The organism is Bordetella tumulicola, assembly GCF_965138755.1.
GTDB lineage: Bacteria > Pseudomonadota > Gammaproteobacteria > Burkholderiales > Burkholderiaceae_B > Bordetella_A > Bordetella_A tumulicola.
The window spans coordinates 35,272-48,637 of sequence record NZ_CBCSFP010000016.1 but is presented as its reverse complement, the minus strand read 5'-3'; the positions used below and the strand labels follow the sequence as shown (position 1 = coordinate 48,637).

The window sequence follows — 13,366 nt, the reverse complement described above, 5'->3', positions numbered from 1 at the left end:
CGCCGCGCCAAGCGTGTCACGGGAGGTGTCAGAGCCTTGAAATTGTCGTTATTACCGGCTCTGATGACCCCATATTCCCCACAAATTTTGCAATTTGTTGCCGATATTGCCCTCCCCCTTCCCCAGGACTCAGGCTGCCACGGCCTCCGGCACACGCTTGGCCGCGGTACGGTAATGCGACGAAAACACGAGCCGCCCTGCTGACCAGGCATGACTGACCAATGGCAACTCGCCCAGCAGCGTCACTGCCACCAGATCCGCGCGCAACCCCTTCTTCAAGCGGCCGCGATCATTCAGTTTGCACGCATCGGCCGGGTTGGCCGTCACCAGCGCCACTGCCTGGGACAAGGTCAAATCGGTATGTGCCGCGACGACAAACGCGGCGGCAATCAGCGTAGACGGTTGATAATCCGAACACAGGCACCCCGCCACGCCCGCGCGCACCGCATCGATCGCACGCATGGATCCACTTTGGCTTTGGCCGCGCAGGATGTTGGGCGCTCCCAGGATGGTAGGCAGGCCGCACGAGACCGCTGCCGTGGCCGTATCCAGATTGATGGGAAACTCGCTCATCGACACCCCCAGATTCCGCATGGTGGCAATACGCTGCACCGAGTCGTCATCATGGCTAGCCGTCGGCACGCCCAGACGGTGAGCGTCGGCCAGCAAGGCTTCCACGCGCTGCACAGCGCCATCCCGGGCCCGCAGTTTGGCGCTCGCGGCCAGCTCGGCCTCGTCGCGGCTCATGGCGTGGTTGCCCATCATGTACTGCAGATAGGCCTCCAGTGTCTTGAACTGCCCCTGTCCGGGCGAATGGTCCATGACAGAAAGGAGGTCCACGACGCCCTCGGCCATCAGCGCCTGCAACACCGGCATCGCCGCGGCGTCAGTTACCTCGTAGCGGCAGTGCACCCGGTTGTCCACCAGACTATGTTCACGAAAGGCATGCAAGGCACGCGCAATCTGCGCCGCGGTCTCGTTATTACGCACGCCCCACTCATTGTTCGCAAACGACAGCGCATGAAACGGTGTCGTGATCCCCGCGGCGGCATTGCGTCGATCCACCTGGGCCACCGCAAAGTCCAACGGAAACAGCACGCGCGAGCGCGGCTCTGCCTCTTTCTCAATCGCATCGCAATGCACGTCGATCAAACCGGGCAGCAAGGTTTGGCCTTGCAGATCGATGATCTCGGCATCGGGTATGCCTTCGGGTTCGATGGCCGCGATGAGATCGTCTTCAATCAAAATCGCGCTATCGGTTAATACCGTGTCCGGCAACACGATATTGGCATGTGTCAGATACAAGGCAGACATGGCTACTCCAGTGCACCGGCCGTGACGGCCGGTTCAATAGGCAGAATGCGCGTCGCGACTTCGTCGCGTACGGCTTCATCGTGAAAAATACCAATCAGGCAACGTCCTTCTGCGACCGCTTCGCGGATCAACGCGATCACGACCGCGCGGTTGTCCGCGTCCAGCGAGGCCGTGGGTTCATCCAGTAACAGCACAGGGTGGCCGCCAATGAATCCGCGCGCGATATTGACGCGCTGCTGTTCCCCACCGGAAAACGTGGCGGGCGGCAGGCCCCACAAACGTTGTGGCACATTCAGACGATGCAATAATCCGGCCGCCCGCTCACGCGCCGCCTCGGCCTCCATGCCACCCGCGCGCAAGGGTTCTGCGACCACATCGAGTGTGCTGACGCGGGGAATGACACGCAAAAACTGACTGACATACCCAATAACATTCCGGCGCAGTCGCAGAATCGTCTGCTCAGAGGCACCAGTCAACTCCACCCAGCCCTGCGTGTCCCGTATGCGAATACTGCCTTCGGTCGCCAGGTAATTGCCATAGAGACAACGCAGCAAGGTACTTTTTCCTGTTCCCGACGGGCCCGAGAGGACTAGGCAATCACCACGGCCGGCCTCGAACGTCACATCTTGCAGCACAGGCAAGCGAATGCCGCCCTGGTTATGCAAGGTAAACATCTTGCCTAGACCGCTGACCTGAACCAACGTCTGGGCCCGGCTATCCATGGCGGATAACGTCGCCGCCGCTGTCGAAACTAAAGAGTGTGATGCGTTCATGGGTCAGCTCTGCAAAATAGAAGACACCAGCAACTGCGTGTACGGATGCTGAGGATCGTCCAGGATCTGGTCGGTAAGACCACTTTCGACCACGCGACCGCCACGCATGACCAAGGTGCGATGCGCGAGCAATCGGGCCACTGCCAGATCGTGGGTCACCACAATGGCCGCCAGCCTCAGGTCCGCCACCAGTTGACGCAACAGATCCAGCAAGCGCGCCTGCACCGATACGTCCAGCGACGCCGTAGGTTCGTCCATGAACACCATGCGCGGATACGTCACCAAGTTGCGGGCAATCTGCAAGCGCTGCTGCATACCGCCCGAAAACGCCGACGGTGTGTCATCCAGCCGGCTCGCATCGATTTCCATTTTTTCCAGCCAGGAACTCGCCGTGCTGCGCAGATCACCATAGTGACGCTGGCCCACAGCCATCAGGCGTTCGGCAATATTGGCGCCTGCGCTGACCTGCATACGCAAGCCATCACGTGTGTTCTGACGCACAAAGCCCCAGTCAGTGCGCGCCAGCAAGCGCAACTGTGCCGCCGACAGCGCGGCCAGATCCACGAAACCGCGATCACGCGTGTCGTAACAGACACTCCCCGAATCGGGTTGCATCTGCCACGATACCGCCTGCAGCAACGTGCTCTTGCCTGAGCCCGACTCACCCACGACGCACAGCACCTCGCCGGGATGCAAATCAAAATTAATATCGCGGCAGCCGTGCACACCATCCCAAGTGCAGGTCATATCACGCACGGAAAGCAGAGCCTGGTTATTCATGCCGAAGCCTCCGCATCCGTCGTCGCCGCCGCACTGGTATGGCCATTGGCCTGGCGCTCTGAACAATATTCGGTATCCGAGCACACAAAGCGGCGCGTGCCTTGATCATCCAGAATGATTTCATCGAGATAACTGTGCGTCGAACCGCACAGATCGCAACACTGATCCCATTGCTCGACGCGGAACGGATGATCCTTGAAATCCAGGCTCTTGACACGCGTATAGGGCGGGACCGCATACACGCGCTTTTCTCGACCCGCGCCAAACAGCATCAGGGCCGGGCTGGCATCGAGTTTCGGATTATCAAATTTGGGAATAGGCGAAGGACGCATCATGTAGCGGCCATTCACGATCACGGGATAATCGTAGGTCGTCGCAATATGACCATGCTGTGCAATATCTTCGTACAGCTTGACGTGCATGCCGCCATATTCGGCCAGGGCATGCATCGTGCGTGTCTCGGTTTCACTGGGCTCGAGCCAGCGCAGCGGCTCGGGGATCGGCACCTGATACACCATGATCTGGCCTTCGCGCAGCGGCGTTTCCGGGATACGGTGACGCGTCTGCACAATCGTCGCCTCACGCGTGGACTCAGTCGTCTGCACACCCGTCACGCGGCCAAAAAAGCGGCGGATATTGATTGCATTGGTCGTATCGTCAGAACCCTGATCGATCACTTTCAACACGTCCTCGGTGCCGATAATGGCTGCCGTCACCTGAATGCCACCCGTGCCCCAGCCATACGGCAACGGCATCTCGCGACTGCCGAACGGCACCTGATATCCCGGAATCGCCACCGCCTTTAACAACGCACGACGCAGCATGCGCTTGGTAGATTCGTCCAGGTACGCGAAGTTGTAATGGTCATCGCGCTCGACCGTCGTATTCACAGCATTCATGTGGACAGTGCCTCATCAGCGAAAACAGGAGATGCCCCAGCGGGTGCAGCAGGTGTGGGAGTCGTGGCAGGCGCCGACCCCTGCGCAGACGACGCTTGCGCGTGTTCAGCCTGTGCCGAGACCGCAGCCTCTCGCCATGCGGTCCGATCCTGGCGCATATGACGCAACAGTTCCAGATTGGCCTGGAAATCGACGTAATGCGGCAACTTCAAGTGCTGGACAAAGCCCGATGCTTCGACGTTATCGCTGTGATACAGCACAAACTCATGATCGTTCGCGGGTGCCGTCGCCGCCTCGCCCAACTCTTCGGCCTTGAGCGCGCGATCCACCAATGCCATCGACATGGCCTTGCGTTCGCCGTAGCCAAATACCAATCCATAGCCTCGCGTGAACTTGGGAGCCTCCTTGGCATTACCACTGAACTGGCTGACCATTTGGCACTCCGTCAGCTCAATCTCGCCCACCGTGACTGCAAAGCCCAGCTCTTCGAGGAACATTTCCACTTCCAGCGATCCATAGCGAATCTCGGCCGCAAACGGGTGCGTATTGCCATAGCCGCGTTGCGTGGAATACCCCATCGACAGCAGGAACCCTTCGTCCGCGCGGGCCAGATTCTGCAAACGCGCATCGCGCCCGGCGGGAAAACCCAAGGGCTGGCGCGTCAAATCAAACGGCGCCGGATCGCCCGGGGGAATCGGCTCTTGATCGATCAGATCGTCATGCTGAAGCAGATCGGTCACCCGCGGCATGGAGGCCGCCACCGGCTGTGCGGCTGGCGCCAACGGCTCGGCGCGTGCATCGTCACCGTCAGCCTCAAGCGTAAAGTCCAGCAGGCGCTGGGTATAGTCATACGTCGGCCCCAGGATCTGTCCACCCGGCACGTCTTTGAACGTCGAGGAAATGCGGCGCGACAAGCGCATCTTGGCCGTGTCGGCCGGCTGCGTATAACCAAAACGCGGCAAGGTCGTGCGATAGGCCCGCAGCAAAAACACCGCTTCGAGGACATCGCCCGCGGCCTGTTTCATCGCCAATGCCGCCAAGTGCGGATCATAAAGTGCCCCCTCGGCCATGACGCGCGAGACGGCCAACGGCATCTGCTCGCGAATCTGCGCCAGGCTCAACTCGGGCACGCTCGTATCGCCACGCCGATAGGCATCAAGCATGCGATAGGAATTCAGGATGGCGCGTTCGCCCCCTTTGACCGCTACATACATATCAACCCTCCACCATCACGGTACGAGGCAGCCCGCACACGCGGTTACCTTGAATCAAAAACACATCGACACCCAACGGGAAAAGCTGCTGGTTGGCACGCCACTGCGTCCAGAAATCCGTCCGCAACCCGCTCACGGAGAGCACGCGCTGACTGGCGATACCGGGCCCAGACAACACCACCGACGCCCCGCCGTCCGCGTTATCCAGAGACTCAACCTCCAGCAATAAGGTCGTCGACGTATCGGGATACGCGGGATCACCGGGATGGCATTGCGTCAGATCGGGCGCGGCATACCCTGCAGGCACGACCGCAAAGCGCGCCTGCGCCGGCTCACTCACCAACGGACACCCGCAATGAAATCGCAGGTAATGATGCACACGCTCATCGACGTCGGCCGGCAACCATACCGGCGCGTCCACGTCGGCCAGCGCCAGCAGGATCGCGGTCATCCCCACGGACAGACCTGGCGGTACGCCGCATGCCACGTCAAGCTCGTAAATACTGCCGGGATGGGCCAAGGCCTCTAACGCACGGCGGAAGGTCTGCTGTGATTGCATCACCGCATCGCCAAACCCCGCGGCCGGTGGCGCGCTGAACGCAGAAATCGTTGCTGCCGTCATCTCAGTCCTCTCCTCGCACCATCGTGAAAAATTCCACCTGCGTCTGCGCGGCGACGTGCGCCTGACGCCGCGCACGCTCGCTATGCGCTTGCGCCAACGGCGTGATTACCGTCGCCTGAATGCGATCGTGCCAATCATCCTGCTGCAACAGCGCATCCAGCACCGCGGCCTGCTCGGCATGGCGGCGTCCGCGTCCCTGGACATACGCCACGCCCATGGCGCCGCCATCGAGCGTGACCGCGCAGCGCGTCACGCTCATTTCACCCAGGTTGAATTGCGCACCGGTGCCGCCACTGCGCGCGCGCACCATGGCCATGCCACTTTCTGGTGCACGTAACGGGTGATGGGCCGGCAAAGGACCCAACGCCTTGACGGCCTGTTCTAGCGCCGCGGGCTCGGCCAGTGCCAACACGCGCATCCACGCCGCGCGACGGGCCCCCGTGTCAGCGGGAGGAGAAGTTGTGGACGGTCTGCTCAAAGGGGACATAGGAGTGGGATGCCAAATCGAGTAAGAGTTGAATTTTATCTATACGTCTAGACGACCGTATGAAGTATGATGCCAAACAGACGCCAATACAATACTCAACGCGTGAACTTTTCATGACACGCCATCGCCACGCCGTCATTGCATCCGGGCGTAACTGATGCACAATCATGGCCGTCCCAAATGAAGCTGTTATTACCGAAAACGGATTATCACCATGGTTGAACGAGGCTCAGGTGTCGCGGTATGGCGACAAATCGGCGAACAACTGGCGGAAGACATCCGCAACAAACTCTATGCGCCCGGCGAGCGCCTGCCGACCGAGCCTGAACTGGCGGCCAAGTTCACCGTCAATCGCCACACCATTCGGCGCGCCATGAGCGAGTTGGAGCAACTCGGCCTGGTCCGTATCGAACAAGGCCGCGGCACGTTCGTCCAAGAGCATGCGATCGACTACGCCATCGGCCGGCGCACCCGCTTTTCCGAAAACTTGCTTAATCAGGGCGTGCTCGGCTATATCGAGGTCGTTGCCTGCCAGAGTCTGCGCGCCGGCGACATCGCCGCCCATCTGGGGCTCGCGCGGACGGCGTCACTGTTGCGCGTACAGGCACAGGGCAAAGCAGAGGACCGCTGCATTGACGTCTCTGAGCACTATTTCGACGAAGCACGTTTTCCCGACTTTGCCGAGCAGGTCCGCGAACGGCGCTCGATCTCGCGCGCGTTCGCCCACTATGGGGTGACGGACTACACACGCCAATGGTCGCGCATTACCGCGGCATTGCCGACCCCTGAGGTCGCCCGCCTGCTCGGACAACCGAAAACCCGCCCCATCCTGCAAGTAGAGTCACTCAATGTGGATGGAAATGGCACTCCCCTGCAGTACAGCCTGACTCGCTTCGGCGGTGACCTGGTACAGCTGGTGGTCGCGAGCGACACTCCCTGAGCATGACTGACCCACTCTGTATCGGATGAGTATTCACCAATAATTCATCTAGACATCCGGTTGTAATAGAACGCCGATAAGGTAGCGTGCATGAACTCCCAACCCCCCTCTTGCGCCACGCTGGCAGGTATTTCCGGACAGCGTCTTCTGACCCCCACTGGGCTGACCAGCGGCCAACTGACCTTTCATGACGGACGTGTCGCAGAGGTGGACGCCCCGTCGCCCACAGCGGGCGCGACCTGGTTGAACGCCGATCATCTGCTCGTGCTGCCTGGCATTATCGATTTGCATGGCGATGCCTTCGAGCGCGCCATCATGCCGCGCCCGGGAGTGACCTTTCCCTACGACGCGGCGCTCCATGATGTAGACCGGCAATTACTGGCCAATGGCATCACGACCGAGTTTCACGGCGTCACGGTGTCGTGGGAAGGTGGCCTGCGCGGCGAGCCTTATGCCGAACGCATGTTCGAGTCGCTGGAGCGCATGCAAGCACGCGAAGCGCTCGGCGCACGCCACCACGTGCATCTGCGTTTTGAGACGCATCACATTAACGGTGTCGAAATTGCGCAGCAATGGATACGCGCCGGCCGTGTGCAGTTTTTAGCGCTCAACGATCACCTGCCCAGCATGGCCCGCCGCTTGGGCGATGACCGAAAGCTATTGCAATATGCTGATCGCGCCGAATGCGATCTGGATACCTTTCAGGCCCGTATTCGCCTGGCGCTGTCATCCGCGGACGATGTCGCCGACGCGATGCGAGAGCTCACGCTCTGCGCCCGCGCAGCGGGTCTGAGTGTCGCATCGCATGATGACCCCGACGCGGCGACCCGCCGGTACTATCACCAACTGGGTTGCCGTATCGCCGAATTTCCGTTGACGTCCGACGTGGCGCGCCTCGCGCATGATCTGGGCGATGTCACGGTATTCGGCGCGCCCAACGTCGTGCGTGGCGGCAGCCACACTAACGCCCCCAATGCGACCGACATGGTCCGCTCGCGCCTGTGCGACATTCTGACCTCTGACTACTATTACCCCGCCCCGTTGGCGGCCGCCCTGCGCTTGGCCGAACAAGGCATTCTGCCGCTGGAACAAGCCTGGCGCCTGGTGTCGGCCAACCCTGCTCGCGCCGCCGGCCTGAGCGACCGAGGCAGTTTGGCGGCGGGACAGGCTGCCGATGCCATCATCGTCGATGACAGCGTGCCAGGCCTGCCACGCGTCTGCGCCGCGATTGTGGGTGGCGTGCTGCGCTATGCCACCCGCAACTTCGACACGCATCAAGCCCAGAGCCTGGCCGCCTGAGGACGGAGGCCACTATGCCGCAAGCGCATCGTTATGCCGTCTATCTGGCGCCAGTCGGTCCCTGGCGTGATCTCGGGAGTCAGTGGTTGGGACGCTGCGCAGACACCGGCGCCCCAATGCCCCCATCGACCGACGTCGATCCCCGTCAGCGCGCCTGGACACAGGCCCCTCGCCGCTATGGTCTGCATGCCACCCTGAAGCCCCCTTTTCGGTTGCGCGACGACACCACCGCCGACGCCCTGGATCACGCCATGCGTGCCCTGGCCACGCAGCAGCAGCCGTTTGCCGTGCCGCTCCAGTGCCAGTCGCTGCGCGGATTTCTGGCTTGGTGCATCACAGATCCCGACGCTCTGTCTCAGATGAACAGGCTGGCTGGGGTCGCCGTCAGCGATCTGGACGCGTTTCGCGCACCACCCGATCCGGCCGAGTTGGCACGCCGCCAACCGGAACGCCTCAGTCCCGCCCAGCGCCAGATGCTCGACCGCTGGGGGTATCCGTACGTGTTTGACACCTTCACGTTTCACATCACGTTGACGGGACAACTAGATCCGCTGGAGCTCTGTGCGGCACAAAGCCGGCTTGATGCGCTCAACGCCTGTCTGCCGCCCGCATCGATGCCGGTGAACGCAATCAGTCTTTATGTCGAACCCGAGCCCGGCGCCAATTTCGTCGTGGCCCGCCATTATGGATTCGATGGCACCACGCGCGATGGCGCGGGTGCACGCTTTCTGCAGAGTCACACGTGAATAGCCCTCACGCCACCCATTGCGATCAAACACCGCCATCCATCCCGAACATCGCGGCGACGCAGACACTGTCGGCGACGCCCGCAATGCCAGTCACGCGTGCAACAAATACCGGACGCCGCCTGCTTTACTTGATGGGCCCGTCCGGCAGCGGCAAAGACACCTTGCTGCGCCACCTCCGTGCGATGTTGCAATCCGACGAACCCGTGCTGATTGCCCATCGCTACATCACTCGTCCCAGCGGCGCGGACGAAGCGTCGATATGCCTCACTGACGCGGAGTTTCAACGCCGCATCGATCTCGGGTGTTTTGCGCTGCACTGGCACAGTCACGGCTTGCATTACGGCATCGGGGTCGAAATCGATGCCTGGCTGGCGGGCAATGCCGTCGTCATCATCAACGGCTCTCGCGCCCACCTGGCCCGCGCCCATGCGCGCTACCCTGACCTGATGGCCATCGAGGTCACGGCCGACCCGAACGTCCTGGCCGCACGGCTTGCCCAGCGCGGCCGCGAAACCGCCGAACAGATCCGCGCCCGCCTGCAACAGGCCGTGCAACGCTACCCTGTACCCACTGACTGCGTGATCCAGTCACTACCCAACAACACCGCGCCCGAAGATGCCGCCCACCGGTTGCTCGCCATGGCGCGCCATCGCTTGTCTGCCTGAAAGCAAAAAATCCCGTTTACTGTTTACACAGGCAAACGGGATTTCTGATGGCTCGCCGTGATCGGCGCGCCCGCCTCACGTTAGATCAGTGTCTTGCGAATCTGCGCGGAAAACAGGTCGATCACCACCACGAAAATCACGATGATGATCATCACCGCACACGTCTCGGCATACTGAAAACTGCGGATGATTTCCCACAGCACCGTGCCGATCCCCCCCGCGCCGACAATCCCCACGACCGACGCGGAACGGACATTCGACTCAAAGCGATACAGCGCAAACGACGTCCACAGCGGCAACACTTGCGGTATCACGCCATAGACAATTTCCTCGACCGCATTCGCGCCAGTGGCCCTTACCCCTTCGACAGGACGGGGATCAATCGCCTCGACCGCCTCGGAAAACAGCTTGGCCAAGACGCCGGTCGTATGCACCCACAACGCCAACACACCCGCGAAAGGTCCCAGCCCCACGGCAACGATGAACAACATGGCGAACACCATTTCGTTAATCGCGCGGCAGGCATCCATCAAGCGGCGTACCGGCTGATACACCCAGGCCGGAACAATGTTGGCCGAACACAGCAAGCCCAGGGGCACCGCAACCACGATGGCCAGAAAAGTGCCCCACAGCGCAATCTGTACCGTGATCAGCATCTCGCTCAGGTACATACGCCAATCGCGGAAATTCGGCGGGAAAAAGTCCGCCGCGTACGTCAGCATATTGCCGGATTGAGTCACCAAATCCATCGGACGCATGTCTGCGCCGCGCCATGACAGCATCAACAGCGCCAACAACACCGCCCACATCATCAGCCGGGGCAAAGAGGACCGCATCCCGACAGGGTGCCGGGCGGGGGAAAAAACAGCGCTCATAAACGAAGAGTCCGGTGAAAAAATCCGTGCATGGAAAGCATGCAAAAGACAAAAATAACCGCGGCGCTACACAGCCGCTTAACACCACTACAGCACCACTGCAGCACTAAGGCGCTACAGCGCACCTACGCTGTAGCGCCATGCACCGGCTTCTCGCGAACACAAGCCGACGCACGTCAAATGGTTATTCCGACTTGGCCGCCAGCTTGTCCAGCTCAGCCAGTTGGCGATCCATTTCGGCCAGCTTGGCCTTTTTATCGGCTTCGCTCAGGGTCGTATCACGCTCGACGCTGAGCTTGTCCTTGGCCAGCGCCATCTGACGAATCGGAATCAACTGGGCATTGGACGAATCGCGAAAGCCTTTGTAAGTCAGCTTGGCCAGCACTTTCAGCTGACGCTCGGCATCCGGACCCGTGCCGTAGTTCACAAAAAATTCTTTAATGCGTTTTTTGGTCTCGGCCGGCAAATCACTGCGCATCACCATAGGATCGGCGGGGATCAGCGGCGACTTCCACAGAATACGCACGGACTCCGTCGCGTCCTTGCCGGTGTTGCGCTCGTAACGCGCCAACATTTCGGTGTTGTTGATCGCCACATCCACCTGCTTGTTGATAACCGACAGCAGGTTGGCTTCGTGATTGGCGGCACGCACCGACTTGAAGAACGTCTTGGGTTGGATGCCCTTGGCGCCCCACAGGAAATAACCCGGCACCAAGGTGCCCGAGGTCGAGTTGGGGTCACCCGCGCCGTAGCTCAGTTCCTTGCCGTTTTTCAGCACATCTTCCAGCGTCTGCAACTTGCTGTCTTTGTTGACCAGCAGGATGGACCAGTAGCCCGGATTGCCGTCCTTGTCGATGACCGAGGCAAAAACCTCGCCCTTCGCGCGATCGACGGCTTCCATGGCCGATTTGTTACCGAACCAGCCCAACTGCACTTTGTCAAAGCGCATCCCTTCGATAATGCCCGCGTAGTCCGACGCGAAGAACGGCTTGACGGGTACGCCCAACTCCTTGCTCAGGTCATCGATCAGGGGCTGCCAGGCCTCCTTCAAATTGGTGGAAGACTCGGTAGAAATAAAACCGATGTTCAATGGCTTGGCGTCCTGCGCCGAAGCAGCGGACGACATCGCGGCAACCGCGGCCAAGGCAAGAAAAGTTCTGCGTAACATGCGTGAAAACTCCGTGAGGAAATGGGGGTACTGCTCAGGCTGCGGCGGCCAACGGCCGTGGTTCAATCAAAGTGGGGGGGAGCTCAACGACTGGCTCACCTGCCTGGGGAAGCAATTCGGCGACATCGGCGCCGTACAACTTGTGCAACATGCCATCCGTCAGGGCGGCAGACGGGCCGTCGTAGACCACGGCGCCTTGACGCAGCGCCACCACGCGCGCGCAATATCGCAGCGCCACATCGACCTGATGCAACGACACCAGCACGGTCACTTTCCGGCTGCGGTTGATCTGCGCCAATGTATCCATCACCCGACGCGACGACTCGGGGTCCAACGAGGCAATCGGCTCGTCGGCCAAAATCACGCCGGCGTTTTGCACAAGCGTGCGAGCAATGGCCGCACGCTGCTGCTGCCCGCCCGACAGGGTCGAGGCACGCTGAAAGGCATAGTCGTCTATACCAACTTGGGCTAAAGCATCCAGCCCGACTTGCACTTCATCCTGGCGAAAATAGCGCAACAGGCTGCGCCACAAGGGCACACGTGGCAACATCCCGGTCAATACATTGGTGACCACTGGCAAACGTCCCACCAAATTAAATTGCTGAAAAACAAAACCAATACCGGCGCGCACACTGCGCACCTGCGCATTGATACGGCCATTACGCTGTACCTCACGGCCATTGACCATGACCGAGCTGTCACCGCGATCAGCCGCCACGAAGCCCGCCAGATGACGCAGCAACGTCGACTTGCCTGACCCGGATGCGCCTAACAAGGCCACCATTTCACCGGGGGCAACCGTCAAACTGACATTGTCCAGGGCCTTGATGCCGTCGCGGAAGGATTTGCTCAGGCCGCGAACTTCAATCGCATCGTTCATATCGAATCCCTTTATCGAACCAATGCCGGCATTTTGTGCAGCGGCAGTGACAGCGTGATGACTGGAAAACGTCAGGTCACATCAAGAAATCGGTCGGGGAAGACGTCTTGCAATGAAATAGTCATATTGCGGCGAGACGCTCTCGGCGCCCCGGTATATATTTGAGCTGTCATCTAATGCTAGGGCGCACCATGCTCAAAGGTTCTTGCTTGTGTAGTCGCGTGGCCTACGAAATCTCCGGGCCGCTCACTCAGGCCGTCCATTGCCACTGCCTCATGTGCCGCAAAGCGCACGGTGCGGCGTTCCGTACCCGGGCCACGGTCCAAGCCAAAGACTTCACCTGGACACGCGGGGAAAACGACGTCACTTGGTACAGCTCGTCACCGGGCAGCTACCGGGGTTTTTGTGGCGCTTGCGGCACCCCTCTGCTGTCACGTTTTGACCAAATACCTGACATTTATGGCCTGCCATTGGGGGCGCTGGACGACGATCCGGGCATCAAGGCCGAAAGCCACGTTCATGTGGCCAGCAAGGCCTCCTGGTACGACATTACGGACGATTTACCGCAGTATCCCGAGGCAGGTCCGGTCGGCACAGGGCTTTAAAGTCCAATAAATACAACAAATAAGGGAAAACCCTGTTCAAATAAACAGGATCGGGGTATGATGTTTCGTTGTTCTGTGCATAAACTCCGTGCAAGG

The 13,366-nt window shown here is 60.4% G+C and carries 15 protein-coding genes; 5 read left to right on the top strand and 10 right to left on the bottom strand.

All coding sequences use genetic code 11. From position 1 onward, the window contains the following. Positions 1 to 129: 129 nt before the first annotated feature. The 7 genes from ACNAZS_RS25245 to phnG are packed head-to-tail and all read right to left on the bottom strand — an operon-like array spanning position 130 to position 6,089. Positions 130 to 1,314 carry an alpha-D-ribose 1-methylphosphonate 5-triphosphate diphosphatase gene (locus ACNAZS_RS25245; protein ID WP_415793310.1) on the bottom strand — a complete coding sequence of 395 codons (1,185 nt, stop codon included), beginning with the start codon at positions 1,312 to 1,314 and terminating at the stop codon, positions 130 to 132. A gap of 2 nt (positions 1,315 to 1,316) precedes the next feature. Beyond that, positions 1,317 to 2,036 carry a phosphonate C-P lyase system protein PhnL gene (phnL, locus tag ACNAZS_RS25240; protein WP_415793335.1) on the bottom strand — a complete coding sequence of 240 codons (720 nt, stop codon included), beginning with the start codon at positions 2,034 to 2,036 and terminating at the stop codon, positions 1,317 to 1,319. Positions 2,037 to 2,090: 54 nt separating this feature from the next. Beyond that, entirely contained in the window at positions 2,091 to 2,867 is a 777-nt protein-coding gene (gene phnK / locus ACNAZS_RS25235; protein ID WP_415793309.1) for a phosphonate C-P lyase system protein PhnK, read from the bottom strand. Next, entirely contained in the window at positions 2,864 to 3,766 is a 903-nt protein-coding gene (locus ACNAZS_RS25230; protein ID WP_415793308.1) for an alpha-D-ribose 1-methylphosphonate 5-phosphate C-P-lyase PhnJ, read from the bottom strand. Before ACNAZS_RS25230 ends, phnK begins: the two co-directional genes overlap by 4 nt. Further along, on the bottom strand, positions 3,763 to 4,980 hold the full coding sequence (locus ACNAZS_RS25225; protein WP_415793307.1) for a carbon-phosphorus lyase complex subunit: 1,218 nt from the start codon (positions 4,978 to 4,980) through the stop codon (positions 3,763 to 3,765). Before ACNAZS_RS25225 ends, ACNAZS_RS25230 begins: the two co-directional genes overlap by 4 nt. Before the next feature lies 1 nt (position 4,981). Beyond that, entirely contained in the window at positions 4,982 to 5,602 is a 621-nt protein-coding gene (gene phnH, locus ACNAZS_RS25220; protein ID WP_415793306.1) for a phosphonate C-P lyase system protein PhnH, read from the bottom strand. Position 5,603: 1 nt separating this feature from the next. Continuing rightward, a complete protein-coding gene (gene phnG, locus ACNAZS_RS25215) occupies positions 5,604 to 6,089 on the bottom strand; it encodes a phosphonate C-P lyase system protein PhnG (protein WP_415793305.1) in 486 nt (161 codons plus the stop codon). Between the two features lie 214 nt (positions 6,090 to 6,303). Here phnG and phnF point away from each other — a divergent pair, with 214 nt between their 5' ends. The 4 genes from phnF to phnN all read left to right on the top strand — a co-directional run bounded on the left by phnF (position 6,304) and on the right by phnN (position 9,742). Then, on the top strand, positions 6,304 to 7,029 hold the full coding sequence (gene phnF / locus ACNAZS_RS25210) for a phosphonate metabolism transcriptional regulator PhnF (protein WP_415793304.1): 726 nt from the start codon (positions 6,304 to 6,306) through the stop codon (positions 7,027 to 7,029). Between the two features lie 90 nt (positions 7,030 to 7,119). Further along, on the top strand, positions 7,120 to 8,328 hold the full coding sequence (locus ACNAZS_RS25205) for an alpha-D-ribose 1-methylphosphonate 5-triphosphate diphosphatase (protein ID WP_415793303.1): 1,209 nt from the start codon (positions 7,120 to 7,122) through the stop codon (positions 8,326 to 8,328). Positions 8,329 to 8,342: 14 nt separating this feature from the next. Beyond that, positions 8,343 to 9,074, top strand: coding sequence for a DUF1045 domain-containing protein (locus tag ACNAZS_RS25200; protein WP_415793302.1), 732 nt, complete (start codon positions 8,343 to 8,345; stop codon positions 9,072 to 9,074). A gap of 86 nt (positions 9,075 to 9,160) precedes the next feature. Then, on the top strand, positions 9,161 to 9,742 hold the full coding sequence (gene phnN / locus ACNAZS_RS25195; RefSeq protein ID WP_415793334.1) for a phosphonate metabolism protein/1,5-bisphosphokinase (PRPP-forming) PhnN: 582 nt from the start codon (positions 9,161 to 9,163) through the stop codon (positions 9,740 to 9,742). Between the two features lie 80 nt (positions 9,743 to 9,822). Here the strand turns inward: phnN and phnE are convergent, their stop codons facing one another. The 3 genes from phnE to phnC all read right to left on the bottom strand — a co-directional run bounded on the left by phnE (position 9,823) and on the right by phnC (position 12,665). Then, positions 9,823 to 10,578, bottom strand: coding sequence for a phosphonate ABC transporter, permease protein PhnE (gene phnE, locus ACNAZS_RS25190; RefSeq protein ID WP_415793333.1), 756 nt, complete (start codon positions 10,576 to 10,578; stop codon positions 9,823 to 9,825). A gap of 223 nt (positions 10,579 to 10,801) precedes the next feature. Next, complete coding sequence (gene phnD, locus ACNAZS_RS25185) at positions 10,802 to 11,785, bottom strand: phosphonate ABC transporter substrate-binding protein (RefSeq protein ID WP_415793301.1); 984 nt, start codon at positions 11,783 to 11,785, stop codon at positions 10,802 to 10,804. A gap of 34 nt (positions 11,786 to 11,819) precedes the next feature. After that, complete coding sequence (gene phnC, locus ACNAZS_RS25180) at positions 11,820 to 12,665, bottom strand: phosphonate ABC transporter ATP-binding protein (protein ID WP_415793300.1); 846 nt, start codon at positions 12,663 to 12,665, stop codon at positions 11,820 to 11,822. 191 nt (positions 12,666 to 12,856) lie between these two features. Here phnC and ACNAZS_RS25175 point away from each other — a divergent pair, with 191 nt between their 5' ends. Then, positions 12,857 to 13,270 (top strand): GFA family protein, encoded by a 414-nt coding sequence (locus tag ACNAZS_RS25175; RefSeq protein ID WP_415793299.1) that lies wholly within the window; start codon positions 12,857 to 12,859, stop codon positions 13,268 to 13,270. The last annotated feature ends 96 nt before the right edge of the window (positions 13,271 to 13,366 follow it).